Origin of the sequence: Pseudomonas sp. Ps21-P2, from assembly GCF_039672565.1 — a bacterium.
In the GTDB taxonomy this organism is placed as follows: Bacteria; Pseudomonadota; Gammaproteobacteria; order Pseudomonadales; family Pseudomonadaceae; genus Aquipseudomonas.
Window position 1 is genome coordinate 297,572 of the sequence record NZ_JBDFPL010000001.1, and the last position, 14,674, is coordinate 312,245.

The following is a 14,674-nucleotide window of genomic DNA, read 5'->3' on the forward strand; positions in this document are numbered from 1 at the left end:
GAACCCCATGGCCAAGCTCGCCATCTTCCTGTTCGGCTTTCTCGCCCTGACCCTCATGATCGGCGCGCTCGCCACAATCTCCCCGACCTGATCCCGACCTGACACCCCCGCGCTCCCCGCAACCTGACGGCAGACACACGCTCTGCCGTTTCCGCGTTCCCCTGAGAAACGTGAAACCTCAAACGCCCAAACCCCCAAACGCCATTCATCCGCCAACCCCCATCCCCACCCTTGACGCTTATTTGTAACGGGACAATACTCAACGCAGATTCATATAGATGACTACATAACTACAACAGCGAAGCGCCTCCATGAACCGACTTTCCAGCGATGTCCGCTTGCCGCTCTACCAACGCCTGCGAGACCAGCTCGCCGAACAGATCGCCAACAACCGCTGGCGCCCGGGCGAAGCCATTCCCACCGAAGCCGCGCTGTCCAGCGAGTACTGCCTGTCCACCGGCACCGTGCGCAAAGCCATCGACATGCTGGTCAACGAGAACATCCTCGAACGCCAACAGGGCCGCGGCACCTTCATTCGCCGGCCGCAGTTCCAGTCCTCGCTGTTCCGCTTCTTCCGCTTTCAAAGCGTCTCCGGCGAACGCCAGGTGCCCGAAAGCCGCATCCTCTCCATCGAAGCCGTCACCGCGCCCTCGGCCGTTTCTCACGCCCTCGGTCTGCCGCTGGACGCGCCGGTGATTCGCCTGATCCGCCTGCGATTGCTCGACGCTCAGCCTGTGCTCGCCGAAGAAATCTGGCTGCCTCAGGTGCAGTTTCAGACCCTGCTGGAAATCGACCTCAGCCGCCAGGGCCCGCTGCTCTATCCGATCTACGAAGAGCAATGCGGCCAGGTCGTGGCCTACGCCGAAGAAACCCTGACCGCCGAAGCCATCAACGACACCCACGCCCGCTTGCTGCAGGTGCCGGTCAACAGCCCGGTGGTGGTGATCGAGCGTCTGGCGCGCAACTACGCCGGACAACCGCTGGAATGGCGCCGTTCGCGCGGCCATGCCAGCCACTTCCGCTACAGCGTCGACATCCGCTGAAGCGCCGCTGAGAAATCCGAATTCTGCACCCAAGCCCGTCACTCAGAACGGGCTCTACAGCACCTGCTGCTTCACACTTATAAGGACAAAAACCATGTTCAACTGGTATCGCCACGTCACTCCTCGGGAGCGCAAAACGTTCTGGGCCTGCTTCGGCGGATGGTCGCTGGACGCCCTGGAAGTTCAGATGTTCGGCCTGGCGATTCCGGCGCTGATCGCCGCCTTCGCGTTGACCAAGGGTGACGCCGGCCTGATCAGTGGCGTGACGCTGATCACCTCGGCCCTCGGCGGCTGGGTCGGTGGCACGCTGTCCGACCGCTACGGCCGGGTGCGCACGCTGCAGTGGATGATCCTCTGGTTCTCGTTTTTCACCTTTCTGTCGGCGTTCGTCACCGGCTTCAGCTCGCTGCTGATCGTCAAGGCGCTGCAGGGTTTCGGCATCGGTGGCGAGTGGGCCGCAGGCGCGGTGTTGATGGCCGAAACTATCAACCCGAAATACCGTGGCAAGGTCATGGGCACCGTGCAGAGCGCCTGGGCGGTGGGCTGGGGGCTGGCGGTCGGCGTGTTTACCTTGATCTATTCGTTCGTGCCCCAGGACATGGCCTGGCGGGTGATGTTTCTGGTCGGCCTGCTGCCGTCGCTGCTGATCATCTGGGTGCGCCGCAACGTCGAGGAGCCGGACAGCTTTCAGCGCCTGCAAAAAGACAACGCCATCCCGCAGAGCTTCTTCAAATCCCTGGCCGGCATCTTCCGCCCGGAATTGATCCGCGTGACGCTGCTCGGCGGCTTGCTCGGCCTCGGCGCCCACGGCGGCTACCACGCCGTGATGACCTGGCTGCCGACGTTCCTGAAAACCGAGCGTAATCTGTCGGTGCTCAACTCCGGCGGCTACCTGGCAGTCATCATCGTCGCCTTCTGGTGCGGCTGCATTGCCAGCGGCTTTCTCATCGACCGCATCGGCCGCCGACTGAACATCGTGCTGTTCGCCCTGTGCTGTGTCATCACCGTGCAGTGCTACGTGTTCCTGCCGCTGACCAACACACAAATGCTGTTCCTCGGTTTCCCGCTGGGCTTCTTCGCCGCCGGCATTCCGGCCAGCCTCGGCGCGCTGTTCAACGAGCTGTATCCGGCTGACGTGCGCGGGGCAGGGGTGGGCTTCTGCTACAACTTCGGCCGTGTGCTGTCCTCGGTCTTCCCTTTCCTGGTGGGCCACATGAGCGAATCGATGTCGCTGGGTTCCGCCATCGGCATCGACGCCGGGATCGCCTATGGCGTCGCCGTGATTGCCGCGTTGTGCCTGCCGGAAACCCGCGGTCGCAGCCTGGAAGCCAGCCCTACTGCCGGCGCCGTCGCAGACACACGCAGCGAAACCGCCCGCGCCTGATTTTCCTTCTGCGCGACGCGTTTTGCGTCGCGCACCTTTTGATAGATGAGATCCATGTCCGACCTCTTTTCCGTCTCCCCCCCGTCGATCCTTGGCATCGACGGCCACGCACACGTCTTCAGCAGGGAGCTGGACCTGACATCGGCACGACGCTATTCACCCGACTACGACGCCACGCTGGCGATGTACCGGGATCAACTTCACCAGCACGGCCTGAGCCATGGCGTGCTGGTGCAACCGAGTTTCCTCGGGACCGATAACCGTTACTTGCTCGACGCCCTTCAACAGGCGCCGGATCAACTGCGTGGCGTGGTGGTGGTCGACCGCGACATCAGCCGTGCCGCGTTGGACGAGATGGATCGACTGGGCATCGTTGGCGTGCGTCTGAACCTGATGGCCAAGGCGCTGCCGGACTTTTCCGAACCGCAGTGGCAGGTGTTCTTCGGGCACATCGCCGTGCTCGACTGGCATGTAGAAGTGCACCGCCACGTCGCCGATATGCCTGCGCTGCTGGCCGGGCTGATGCCGTTCGGCATGAAGATCGTGATTGATCACTTTGGTCGGCCCGACGCCCGCCTGGGCCTCGATCAACCGGGCTTTCCCCAGATGCTGGAGCTGGGCCGGAGCGGGCAACTGTGGATGAAAGTCTCGGGCATTTACCGGCTGGAGGGCAGCGCGCAAGAGAACCTCGATTTCGCCCGTGCCGCGCTGTCGTTGCTGGTCGACGCTTTCGGTCAGCAGCGGCTGGTCTGGGGCAGTGATTGGCCCCATACCCAGCATGAAAACAGGGTCAGCTATGGCTCTGTGGTCGAGCAGCTGCAGGCGCTGGGCTGCTCCGCGCCATTGATGCGCTCGTTGCTCATCGACGCACCTCAAGTGCTGTTTGATTTCCCGCCGACCGAGGCCTGATCCGGCTTCAGGCGCGCGTTTCTCGCCGTTGATCAGGGCCGGCTGATGTGCGGCCGGTCGGGATCGTCGCCGGGGCTGTGAATGCTGATCCGGCGGGCCTTGGCCCCTTGGGGTTCGACCCGCAGCAGGAAGACGATCAGCAAACCATTCTTGAAGGTCGCGCCCTGTACCTCAATGTGATCGGCCAGATGGAAGACCAGCCGGAACGGCCCATGGGCGATGCCCTGATGCAGGTACGTCACGCCGCCATCGGTCTGGGCTTCAGCCCCGCAAACGGTGAGCACGTTTCTTTCCAGGGTCAGGTCGAGGTCAGCAGCGGCAAGCCCGGCTGTGGCGATCACGATTCGGTAATGATCCGTGCCGTATCGTTCGACGTTGTGAGGGGGGCCGCTGGCGTTTATTTCGCTGTGCAAGGCAGATTCAAAAAAATCGTTGAAGCGATCAAAGCCCACTGATTGCCGGAACAACGGGGCCAGTGAAGCGGTGGTGGCCATGCCTGAATCTCCTGGAGATTGCCACGGTGATCAAGACGCCGGTCGACGCCGGCTCTGCACTTGATGCTGTTGTTAGAGTTGAGCTCAAGCGCCAGAAAATACAAGCACCTCCGTTAAATACTCCGCCAACAGAACCACTCTATCGTCGCCCAAACATTTGCCTATTAGACGGCTGGCCAGAGTCGTCTAGTCTTGTGCGAGTGCTAGCCTGGGCTGTCTCGCTGATGGCCGAAAAAGTAAAAAGTAAACAAGAAGGTGAGTAGACCATGTCGACTGAATCGAAATGCCCGATCAACCACGCAGCCGGAGGCGGAACCACAAACCGTGACTGGTGGCCGAACCAGCTGAACCTCAAGATCCTGCACCAGCACTCGCCATTGACTGACCCGATGGGCGAGGGCTTCGACTACGCCAAAGAATTCAAGAGCCTCGATTTCGCAGCCGTCAAACGCGACCTGCTGGAAGTGATGACTCAATCCCAGGAGTGGTGGCCGGCCGACTTCGGTCACTACGGTCCGCTGTTCATTCGCATGGCCTGGCACAGCGCCGGGACCTACCGCACCGCTGACGGCCGTGGCGGCGCAGGGGCCGGGCAGCAGCGCTTCGCACCGCTCAACAGCTGGCCGGACAACGTCAACCTCGACAAGGCTCGCCGCCTGATCTGGCCAGTGAAGCAAAAGTACGGCAGCAAGATTTCCTGGGCGGACCTGATCGTGCTCACCGGCAACGTTGCGCTGGAATCCATGGGCTTCAAGACCTTCGGTTTTTCCGGTGGGCGTGCCGATGTCTGGGAACCGGACGAAGCTGTTTACTGGGGCGCCGAAACCACTTGGCTGGGCGGTGAAGACCGTTACGGCGCTCACAAGGACATGCAGCAGCCGGGCGAGGGCACGCTGGTTGCCGAGCCGGAGCACCACAGCGAAGAACAGACCCGCACCGCCAACGGCGAGCGCAACCTCGAGAACCCATTGGCCGCCGTGCAGATGGGCTTGATCTATGTAAACCCGGAAGGGCCGGAAGGTGTGCCTGATCCGGCGGCGTCGGCTCGGGACATCCGCGAGACGTTCGGTCGCATGGCCATGAACGATGAGGAAACCGTCGCCCTGATCGCTGGCGGCCACGCCTTCGGCAAGACCCACGGTGCCGGACCTGCGGACAACGTCGGCCCTGAACCGGAAGCTGCAGGCCTTGAAGCACAAGGGCTGGGCTGGCGCAGCACTTATGGCTCCGGCAAGGCCGGCGATGCCATCACCAGTGGTCTTGAAGTGACCTGGACCTCGACCCCAACCCAGTGGAGCAACGAGTACCTGGAAAACCTGTTCGGCTTCGAGTGGGAGCTGACCAAGAGCCCGGCCGGCGCCCATCAGTGGAGACCGAAGAATGGCGAGGGCGCGGGCAAAATCCCCCATGCCTTCGACCCTGCCAAACGCCAGGAACCGCGCATGCTGACGTCCGATCTGGCGCTGCGCGTGGACCCTGCCTACGAGCAGGTCTCCCGACGCTTCCTGGAAAACCCTGACCAATTGGCCGATGCCTTCGCCCGCGCCTGGTTCAAGTTGACCCACCGGGACATGGGCCCGCTCGCCCGTTACCTCGGCCCGGAAATGCCAGGGGAAGAGCTGCTGTGGCAGGACCCGATTCCCGAGGTCAACCACCCGCTGGTGGACGCCAATGATGTAGCTGCGCTGAAGGAAAAAATCCTGGCGTCCGGGCTGTCGGTCTCGCAGCTGGTCGGCACGGCCTGGGCGGCGGCGTCCACCTTCCGTGGTTCCGACAAACGCGGCGGCGCCAACGGCGGTCGTCTGCGTCTGGCCCCGCAGAAAGACTGGGCGGTCAACCAACCGGCCAATCTGGCGGGCGTGCTGCAAACCCTGGAGCGCGTCCGCGACGAATTCAACGGCGCCCAGTCCGGCGGCAAGCAGATTTCGCTGGCTGATTTGATCGTTCTCGGCGGCAGCGCAGGTATCGAACAGGCGGCAAAAAAAGACGGCCACCACGTCACAGTGCCGTTCACCCCGGGCCGCATGGACGCTTCCCAGGAACAGACCGACGTCGAGTCGTTCGGCTTCCTTGAACCCATCGCCGACGGTTTCCGCAATTACCTCAAGGGCCATTACCGCGTCTCGGCAGAGAAGCTTCTGGTCGACAAGGCGCAGTTGCTGAACCTGACGGCACCGCAGATGACCGTCCTGATCGGCGGCTTGCGCGTTCTGGATATCAATGCCGGGCACAGCCAGCACGGCGTCCTGACCGAAAGACCGGGCACGCTGAGCAACGACTTCTTCAAGCAGCTTTTGGACATGGGCGTCGAATGGAAAGGCGTGTCGGGCGGCGACCAGCTGTTCGAAGCCCGCGACCGCAACACCGGCGCCGTCAAATGGACCGGCACCCGGGTCGACCTGGTGTTCAGTTCACACGCTCAATTGCGGGCCGTTGCTGAGGTCTACGCCAGTGCGGACGGGCAAGAGAAGTTCATCCAGGACTTCGTCGCCGCGTGGACCAAAGTGATGGAGCTGGACCGCTTTGATCTTGCTTGAGGTCAGGTGTTTTTAGCCTTCAGCGCGTCATAACCAACGCCTCCCTTGTGGAGGCGTTGTTTTTTGCGAGAGGGCTCGAGTCCGTTCAGCCGCCAGAGAAATTGGCTGAATGTCCGGGCCTCTTCGTGAGCAAGCTCACTCCCACAGGTCCGGGAACAACCGGAAATCCCGAGCCGAGCCACCATCCGGTGGGAGTGAGCTTGCTCACGAAGGCTGCTTGATGGGCAATGAATCAGGCAGGTTTTTGTTATGTGTTGGCACCCCATCAAACAGTTCATTTACAGACTCTCCGAACTCTACCCCCGAACCTGGCAACCAAATGGCGTCCCACAGCGGATAATCTCCCACGCGGCTTACCAACCCTGCCCGCAAGGGATTGGCCACGATGTAGCGAGCGAAGTGAATGAGATCATCCTCATGGCGCGCAGCGGCATCGTGATACCCAGACTGCCAAAGTGGTCCGTGTTTGCCGGTGACCCTGTTCACTGAAATGGCGGTCTTTGACTTGACTCGCTGAACAATGCTTGCAAGCGAGCCATGCTGAAGCTTCACTAACCAATGAAAGTGGTCAGGCATCACAACCCATGCCAGCGTTTTTGCGAATCCGCACTCCTGCACATCTCTCATTTCCCTGACGAGCAGCCGGCCCACTCGCCAGTCCCTGAAGTCATTTCTCATACGGTCGAGCCGCGAGGTGACCAGATAGATCCTCCCTGTCTCTGAATACCGCCCCGTGCGCAAGCTGTGGGAACGAGCTTTCGTGGTCATGATGTTTACCTCGGCTTCGGGTGCACAAACCACGTAGCTGCTTCATGAACTGCGCTGATGAGGGTGTATTGCCCGGTATGTCCTGCAAACCCGCGAAAACCCGAACGTGCGAGCGAGCTTGCTCGCGAAGGCTTACTTTCAGGTACCAGAGAAAATGGCTGAATGTGCTGGCCCCTTCGTGAGCAAGCTCACTCCCACAGATCCCCCGAACTGGCTGAAATATCGAGCCGAACCACCATCCCGTGGGAGTCGAGCTTGCTCGCGAAGGCTTACTTTCAGGTACCAGAGAAAATGGCTGAATGTGCTGGCCCCTTCGTGAGCAAGCTCACTGCCACAGGTCCCCCGAACTGGCCGAAATATCGAGCCGAACCACCATCCCGTGGGAGTCGAGCTTGCTCGCGAAGACTTACTTTCAGCCACCAGAAAAAGTGGCTGAATGTCCAGGCCCCTTCGTGAGCAAGCTCACTCCCACAGGTCCCCCGAACTGGCCGAAATATCGAGCCGAACCACCATCCTTTGGGAGTCGAGCTTGCTCGCGAAGGCTCACTTTCAGCCGCCAGAGAGAGTGGCTGACTGTCCCGGCCCCTTCGTGAGCAAGCTCACTCCCACAGGTCCTGCAACGACCGAAAATCCTGAGCCGAATCACCATCCCGTGGGAGTCGAGCTTGCTCGCGAAGGCTCACTTTCAGCCGCCAGAGAAAGTGGCTGAATGTCCCGGCCCCTTCGTGAGCAAGCTCACTCCCACAGGTTTTGCAGCAACCGGAGATTCCGAGCCGAACCACCATCCCGTGGGAGTCGAGCTTGCTCGCGAAGACTGACTTTCAGCCACCAGAGGAAGCGGCCGAATGCCCAGGCTTCTTGGTGAACAAGGCGAAGCCAACCCCGGTCACTCCCACGTGTCCCGGGATCTTTCAGCGGGAAGATCAGCGCCGGCGCCGACAAACTCACCCGCTTTTCCACCCCCCACCCAACGCCGCCATCAGTCCGACACTGGCCTGCAATCTGCTGGTCTCAACCACCTGCAACCGCCGTTGTGCCTGAAGCGCCGCGGTTTGCGCGGTCACTACATCCAGGTAACTCGCGGCCCCGGCCTGGTAGCTGCTCATCGCCATCTGTTCGGCGTTTTGCGCGGCGTCGACAGCGGCGTGCTGGTCATCGGACTCGCGCTGCAGATCGCGCAGCTGACCCAGATTGTCTTCCACCTCGCGCACAGCCTTGAGCACCTGGCTGTGATACTGCGCGGCGGCCTCTTCAAACTCGGCCTTGGCTTGCCGCTCGTTGGCGCTGCGGCGGCCGCCGTCGAAAATCGGCAGGTTGACCAGCGGCCCCAGCGCCCAGTAACGATTGGCTGCCGCCAGCAGATTGCCGCTGCCCTGGGTTTGCCCGCCGAGCAGGCCGGTCAGGCTGAAGTCCGGGTACCACGCCGCTTTCGCCACGCCGATGTTGGCGTTGGCGGCGAACACGCGGCGCTCTGCGGCGGCGACGTCGGGGCGTTGTTGCAACAGGCTGCCGGGCAAGGCGTGGGGGATGCCGGGCAGTTTCAGCGGTTGCGCGTTCTGGGCCAGATGAACGTCTCCGGGCATCGCGCCCACCAGTTCGGCGATGGCGTGTTCGCCGAGGTCGCGCTGGGCGTTGACGTCATCGAGTTGCGCACGGGCTTCGGCGAGCTGGCTTTGCGCACGGGTCAGGTCCAGTGCCGACGCGATCTTGCCCTCGTAGCGATCGCGGGTCAGTTGCAGGGCCTGGGTGTAATCGTCCAGCGAGGTCTGCAGGATGCGGCTCTGCGCGTCCAGCCCGCGCACCTGCACATACAGCGTCGCCAACTGGCGCTGCAGGCTCAGGCGCGCGACCGCCAGATCGTCCGCCGAGGCTTGGGCCTGGGCGTCGCCGGCCGCCACCTGGTTGCGGATCTTGCCCCACAGGTCCGGGTCGAAATTGAGGCTGAACCCGGCGGTGTCGCTGTTGTAGATCGAGGGCTGTGTGCCGCTGCGCAGTGGTCGTCGATCCGACTGCCGTTGGCGAACCGGGCTCAAACTGGCGCTGACCTGAGGCATCAGCCCCGCGTGCAACTGAGCCGCATACGCCAGCGCGGCGTCGTAGTGCGCCAGCGCGGCCGTCAAATCCGGGTTGGCATTGAGCAGCCGGTGTTGCAGATCATTCAGTTGCGCGTCCTCGAACGCTTCCCACCACTGGGCTTGCACCGTATCGGCAGGCTGCACCGGATGCCAGGGACCGGCGTCCTCGGCGAAATGCGCGGGCAGATGAACCGCCGGCGCCTGATAAACCGGTGCGAGCGAACAGCCCTGCAGCGTCACGGCGATGGCCAGCGTCAGCGCTTCAAGCCTTGTGCGCATGGTCACCTCCGGCGTCGGCCAGTTGCACGGCATCGTTCTCCCGCAGCGCATCGGGCGGGTTATCGATGACGTGATCGGCCGGTTTGAGGCCTTGATCGACGATCAGCCGATCGCCTAGGTCCATCGCGATGTGGATGTCGCGCAGGTGCACATGGCCGGCGCCATCGAGGGTGGCAACCTGGGTGCCTTTGGCGCGGAAGATCAGCGCGCTGGCCGGAATGCTCAGCCCGCCGCGGGCGTTTTTTACCGGCAGCGTGGCGTCGGCGTAGTCGCCGGGCATCAGCGCGCCATCCGGGTTGTCGGCGATGAACTGGGTCAGCAGGGTGCCGGAGCGTGGATCCACCGCCGTGGAGTCACCCAGCAACGTGGCGGTGTAGGTCTGCCCCGGATGCTCGGGCACGCTCAACTGCACCTGCATGCCGGGATGCACGACGCTGGCGTAGTTCTGCGGGATCGGCACATACAGCCGCAGGCGATGGGTGTCGGCGAGGCTGAACAGCGGGCGGGCGCCGCCGTCATCGGCTTTGATCAACTGACCGATGTCGGTGTTGCGCGCGGTGACAGTGCCGCTGAATGGCGCGCGAATGGTCTTGTAATCCTCCAGCGCCACGATCCGTTGATAGTCGGCGTCTGCCGCCTGCACATCGGCATTGGCAGCCGTGGCGGTGGCAACTTTTTCATCCACTTCCTGCTGTGACACCGAGTGGGTGGTCAGTAGATGCTGCCAGCGTGCCGCCGTGGTCTGTGCGATGCGTGCGTTGGCGTGTTGCTGGGCCAGACGCGCCCGGGCCTGAGCCAGTTGCTGGTCGAGCTCGGGGCTGTCGATGTGGGCCAGTACCTGACCGGCCTGCACATGGCTGCCGATGTCGGCGTCCCAGTCTTTCAGGTAACCGCTGACCCGCGCGTTGATCGCCGCATTGCTCCAGGCCTCGAGGCGCGCGGGCAGGCGCAAGGTGTTGCCTTGGGCGCTTTGGGTCGGCACGACAACACTGACAACGGGCACCGATTGTCGCTCGGTCCAGGCGTCGACGGCGTGTGCCTCGCGGGTGCGTGCGGCGACGCCATTGGCGACCAGCAGCGCCGCCAGGGTCAGGCCGCCAATGCCGAGCAACATCAGGCGCTTGCGCGAAGGGGCGTGTTCAGACGACATGGGGTGTTTCTCCATCAAGGGCATTCGCAGGCAAGGGTGTTGAGTGGCGGTGGACGAGGCTGAAGACCACCGGCACGAACAGCAGGGTCGCGGTGGTGGCGAGGATCAGGCCGCCGATCACCGCACGGCCGAGCGGCGCGTTCTGTTCCTGGGAAATCGCCAGCGGTAGCATGCCGATGATCATCGCCAGCGCGGTCATGCACACCGGGCGGAAGCGCGTGTAGCCAGCCTCCATTGCGGCGAGCAGGGCATCGCCGTGTTCGGCCAGACGCTCGCGGCAGAAACTCACCACCAGAATCGAGTTGGCCGTGGCCACGCCCATGCAGAGGATCGCCCCGGTCAGCGCCGGGACCGACAGCGACGTGCCGCTGAGAAACAGCATCCAGACGATGCCTGCGAGCGCGGCGGGCAGGGCCGTGATGATCACGAACGGATCGATCCACGATTGAAAGTTGACCACGATGAGCAAGTAGATCAGCACCACGGCGCCGAGCAGACCGAGGCTCAGGCCGCTGAACGCTTCGTGCAACGCGTCGATCTGGCCGTGCAGGCTGACCGTCGCGCCTTTGGGCCGCAGGTGCGCGGTGTCGTCGATGACCTTCTGGATGTCCGCCGCCACCCCGCCGAGGTCGCGGCCCTGCACGTTGGCGAACAGGTCCAGTGTCGGCTGAATGTTGTAGTGGGTGACCACCGCCGGGCTGTCGACGCGGCTGATGGTCGCCAGGCCGCCGAGGATCTGCGACTGCCCGTTGCTGCCGGTAATCGGCAGGGCTTCGAGGCTCGGCAGGCTGTCGAGACGGTATTGCGGTGTCGCCGCGACCACCGAATACGAGACGCCGTTTTTCGGGTTCAGCCAGTAAGTCGGCGCCACCTGGGAGGTGCCGGCCAGGGACGCGCCGAGGCTGGTGGTCACGTCTTTTTCCGTGATCCCCAGTTGCTTGGCGCGCAGCCGATCAACGTTCACCTGCAACGACGGGTAACCGGTGGATTGCTGAATGCGCAGGTCGGCGATGCCCGGCACATGCTGCAAACGGCGCTGCAGTTCCAGTGCGTAGGCGCGGTTGGCGTCGCCGTTGGGGCCGGAGATTTTCAGGTCCAACGGAGCCGGGGCGCCGAAGTTGAGGATCTGGCTGCTGATGTCGGCAGGCATGAAGGCGAACTGGCTGCCGGGGAAGCTTTGCGGCAAGGCTTCGCGCAGGCGTTTGACGTACTCAGCGGTTGGCGCGTGATCGGCCTTGAGGGTGACCTGAATGTCGCCATCCTGCGGTCCGATGGTGCCGCTGCTGCTGTAGGCCATGTCGATGCCGCTCAGGGGGATGCCGATGTTGTCGATCACCGTGTCCAGTTCATCGGCCGGGATGATCTCGCGGATGCGCTGCTCGATGCGGTCGAACGCCGCCGCGCTTTCCTCGATGCGCGTGCCCAGTGGCAGGCGCACATGCATCGACAGCGCGCCGGCGTCGGTGGCCGGGAAGAAGTCTTCGCCCAGGCTCGGCAGCAGCGCAAAACTGGCGAGCACGCAGGCGAGAAAGCCGATGAGGAATGACTTGCGCCGCTTCAGTGCCAGGCCGAGCAGGCCGTGGTAGGTGTCGCGAATAACTGAGAAGCGTGTCTCGAAACCCTGTTGAAACCTCAATGCGCCGCGCAGGATCAGGTTGCGTTGACGCCCATGCTGATCACCTTCGTGGTGGTTGATAAACGGGTCTTCCGGGTGATGGCCAGGGCCGGTTTCCAGCTCGTGGGGTTTGAGCAGAAACATCGCCAGGGTCGGCACCAGCGTGCGCGACAGCAGGAACGAGCTGGCCATGGCGAAGATCACCGCCAGCGCCATGGGCCGGAACAAATAACCGGCGATCCCTTGCAGCATGAACATCGGCACGAAGACGATGCAGATGCACAGCAGCGACACGAACGCGGGGCCGACGATCTGCCGCGCGCCGTCCATGATCGCGTCCTTCACCGCCTTGCCCTGTTCCAGGTGCCAGTTGATGTTCTCGATGGTCACCGTTGCGTCGTCCACCAGAATCCCCACGGCCAGCGCCAAGCCGCCGAGGGTCATCACGTTCAGGGTTTGTCCGGTCACGGAAAGCAGCGCGATGGCCGAGAGCACGGCCAGGGGAATCGACGCGGCGATGATCAGCGTCGAGCGCCAACTGCCGAGGAACAGCAGGATCATCACGCTGGTCAGCAAGGCGGCGATGATGCCTTCCCGGGCCACACTCCCCACCGACGCTTTGACGAACACCGAGGCGTCGCCCAGCAGCGAGGTTTTCAGGGCGGGCGGCAGCGTCTCGTTGATCAGCGGCAGCATGTTGCGGATGTTGTCGACGATGGACAGGGTCGAGATGTTGCCGTTCTTCAGCGCCGGCATCAGCACGGCGCGACGGCCGTCAACGCGCACGATGTTGGTCTGCGGCGGCGAACCGTCGCGCACGTGGGCCACCTGGCCGATGGTGATCAGCGCGCCGTCGACGGTCTTGATCGGCAGGTCATTGAGTTCGTCGATGGCCTTGGGGCTGTTGTTGAGCAGCACGGTGTATTCGTCGCCGCCCATCTTCGCCGTGCCCACCGGGATGATCTGGTTGCCGGCGGCCAGTGCGTTGCCGACGTCTTGCGCGGACAGGCCTTTGGCGGCCAGCGCCTGCGGGTCGAGGTCCAAGGTGATCTGCCGCTGCTTGCCGCCCATGGGCGTCGGCATCGCCAGCCCCGGCACCGCGCTGAGGGGCAGGCGGACGCTGTTCTGCACCAGATCGCGAATCTTCGCTTCCGACAGCGTCGGGCTGGAAAAGGCCATCTGCAGGATCGGCACGGTCGAGGCGCTGTAGTTAAGGATCAGCGGCGGTGTGATGCCCGCCGGCATTTGCTTGAGCACGGTCTGTGAGACCGCGGTCACTTGCGCGTTGGCGGTGCGGATATCCACGCCCGGCTGGAAGAAAATCTTGACGATGCCCATGCCGGGCAGCGACTGCGACTCGATGTGTTCGATGTCGTTGACCGTGGTGCTCAGCGAGCGCTCGTAGGTGTAGATCACCCGACCGGCCATGGCGTCCGGCGACAGCCCGGCGTATTGCCAGACCACCGCGACCACCGGAATGCCGATGTCCGGAAACACATCGGTGGGCGTTTTAAGGGCCGCCATCGGCCCGACAATACAGATGAAAATCGCCAACACGATAAACGTGTACGGCTTTAGCAATGCAGTCCTGACCAGCCCGAGCATGCCGTAAACCTCCCATTTCGAATGGGCGCAGTCTTGGGGGACGTACCTAACACGCGGCTTTCAGCCAGATGAACAAAACGTTAGTGCGGTGAGCAGGTTGCTTTCATGCTGGATTCATTTGTTGTTCATCCGCGACCCACGCACCCTGCGCCCCTCGAAATTCCACCCTGCACATCAGGGATTTTTTCAACTGCCGAGGTCGTGTCATGAAAGCCAAATCGTTATTGCTGGTTCCTATGTTCAGTCTGGTCGTGTTGCTCTCCGCCTGCGCCGGTCCCATGCCCAAAGCCGACCCGAGCGAGGCGTGGATCAGCTTGCAGGAACAGCCTGCCGACGTGCTAATGGCCGAGGACCTGGATGGCAAGCGCCTGAATGACGGGCGCTTCTTCGAAGTCAAACCCGGCGCCCACATCCTCGACGTCAACCTGATCGTGGAGCGCAGCGGCGACAACGGAGAGATGAACTGCGAGACCGGCATCCAATACGGCAAGTTCCAGGCGGGTGAGCATTACAAACTGGTGGAGTCCAGCCTGGGCGAGGAATACCGGGTGAAACTTGAAGATGCGAAAGGGAAGTCGCTGGGGCACAGCGTGGACTTCACGTGCATGCCGGGGTGATGGGAAGACTGCTTTGTGGTTCGGGTGATGTCGCGCACTGTCACGCGGCACACCTGATCCATGTGTGAGCTTGCTCACGAAGACGGCATTCCGGCTGCCGGATAATGAACGTCTGTACCGGCCTATTCGCGAGCAAGCTCGCTCCCACAGGATTCGTGTTTCCTGCGTGGCAGTGTGCACGAATCCACATCCGTGAAT

The 14,674-nt window shown here is 62.9% G+C and carries 9 protein-coding genes and 1 pseudogene; 5 read left to right on the forward strand and 5 right to left on the reverse strand.

Annotation, left to right across the window (positions count from 1 at the left end; translation table 11 throughout):
• Positions 1–311: 311 nt before the first annotated feature.
• From ABEH28_RS01275 to ABEH28_RS01285, 3 genes are read left to right on the forward strand one after another with little or no spacing between them, the layout of a single operon-like run.
• The gene (locus ABEH28_RS01275) at positions 312–1,043 is read left to right on the forward strand and encodes a GntR family transcriptional regulator (protein ID WP_192172330.1); all 732 of its coding nucleotides are present in this window, start codon (positions 312–314) and stop codon (positions 1,041–1,043) included.
• Positions 1,006–2,427, forward strand: a complete 1,422-nt coding sequence (locus ABEH28_RS01280; protein WP_346628860.1) for an MFS transporter — start codon at positions 1,006–1,008, stop codon at positions 2,425–2,427. Before ABEH28_RS01275 ends, ABEH28_RS01280 begins: the two co-directional genes overlap by 38 nt.
• A 54-nt stretch (positions 2,428–2,481) precedes the next feature.
• Positions 2,482–3,336, forward strand: a complete 855-nt coding sequence (locus ABEH28_RS01285) for an amidohydrolase family protein (RefSeq protein WP_346628861.1) — start codon at positions 2,482–2,484, stop codon at positions 3,334–3,336.
• A gap of 32 nt (positions 3,337–3,368) precedes the next feature.
• Here ABEH28_RS01285 and ABEH28_RS01290 read toward each other — a convergent pair whose 3' ends face one another.
• Positions 3,369–3,830, reverse strand: a complete 462-nt coding sequence (locus tag ABEH28_RS01290; protein WP_282372645.1) for an Hsp20 family protein — start codon at positions 3,828–3,830, stop codon at positions 3,369–3,371.
• 266 nt (positions 3,831–4,096) lie between these two features.
• On the opposite strand from ABEH28_RS01290, the gene katG reads away from it, so the two are divergent.
• Positions 4,097–6,367, forward strand: a complete 2,271-nt coding sequence (katG, locus tag ABEH28_RS01295) for a catalase/peroxidase HPI (RefSeq protein WP_346628862.1) — start codon at positions 4,097–4,099, stop codon at positions 6,365–6,367.
• 312 nt (positions 6,368–6,679) lie between these two features.
• Here the strand turns inward: katG and ABEH28_RS01300 are convergent.
• The 4 genes and pseudogenes from ABEH28_RS01300 to ABEH28_RS01315 form a co-directional block, all read right to left on the reverse strand.
• Positions 6,680–7,135: pseudogene (locus ABEH28_RS01300) on the reverse strand (transposase); the annotation flags it as partial.
• 944 nt (positions 7,136–8,079) lie between these two features.
• Positions 8,080–9,489: an efflux transporter outer membrane subunit gene (locus tag ABEH28_RS01305; protein ID WP_346628863.1), complete on the reverse strand. Its 1,410-nt coding sequence runs from the start codon at positions 9,487–9,489 to the stop codon at positions 8,080–8,082.
• On the reverse strand, positions 9,473–10,639 hold the full coding sequence (locus ABEH28_RS01310; RefSeq protein ID WP_282372642.1) for an efflux RND transporter periplasmic adaptor subunit: 1,167 nt from the start codon (positions 10,637–10,639) through the stop codon (positions 9,473–9,475). The genes ABEH28_RS01305 and ABEH28_RS01310 overlap by 17 nt, the downstream gene beginning before the upstream one ends.
• Positions 10,629–13,859: an efflux RND transporter permease subunit gene (locus tag ABEH28_RS01315; protein ID WP_346628864.1), complete on the reverse strand. Its 3,231-nt coding sequence runs from the start codon at positions 13,857–13,859 to the stop codon at positions 10,629–10,631. Before ABEH28_RS01315 ends, ABEH28_RS01310 begins: the two co-directional genes overlap by 11 nt.
• 206 nt (positions 13,860–14,065) lie before the next feature.
• Between ABEH28_RS01315 and ABEH28_RS01320 the strand changes: the two genes are divergently transcribed.
• Complete coding sequence (locus ABEH28_RS01320) at positions 14,066–14,476, forward strand: hypothetical protein (protein ID WP_346628865.1); 411 nt, start codon at positions 14,066–14,068, stop codon at positions 14,474–14,476.
• Positions 14,477–14,674: the final 198 nt, after the last annotated feature.

Excerpts from the sequence above, each read along its gene's own strand:
- ABEH28_RS01275 (WP_192172330.1), top strand. The coding sequence starts at position 312 with ATGAACCGACTTTCCAGCGATGTCCGCTTGCCGCTCTACCAACGCCTG.
- ABEH28_RS01280 (WP_346628860.1), top strand. The coding sequence starts at position 1,006 with ATGCCAGCCACTTCCGCTACAGCGTCGACATCCGCTGAAGCGCCGCTG.
- ABEH28_RS01285 (WP_346628861.1), top strand. The coding sequence starts at position 2,482 with ATGTCCGACCTCTTTTCCGTCTCCCCCCCGTCGATCCTTGGCATCGAC.
- ABEH28_RS01290 (WP_282372645.1), bottom strand. The coding sequence starts at position 3,830 with ATGGCCACCACCGCTTCACTGGCCCCGTTGTTCCGGCAATCAGTGGGC.
- katG (WP_346628862.1), top strand. The coding sequence starts at position 4,097 with ATGTCGACTGAATCGAAATGCCCGATCAACCACGCAGCCGGAGGCGGA.
- ABEH28_RS01305 (WP_346628863.1), bottom strand. The coding sequence starts at position 9,489 with ATGCGCACAAGGCTTGAAGCGCTGACGCTGGCCATCGCCGTGACGCTG.
- ABEH28_RS01310 (WP_282372642.1), bottom strand. The coding sequence starts at position 10,639 with ATGTCGTCTGAACACGCCCCTTCGCGCAAGCGCCTGATGTTGCTCGGC.
- ABEH28_RS01315 (WP_346628864.1), bottom strand. The coding sequence starts at position 13,859 with ATGCTCGGGCTGGTCAGGACTGCATTGCTAAAGCCGTACACGTTTATC.
- ABEH28_RS01320 (WP_346628865.1), top strand. The coding sequence starts at position 14,066 with ATGAAAGCCAAATCGTTATTGCTGGTTCCTATGTTCAGTCTGGTCGTG.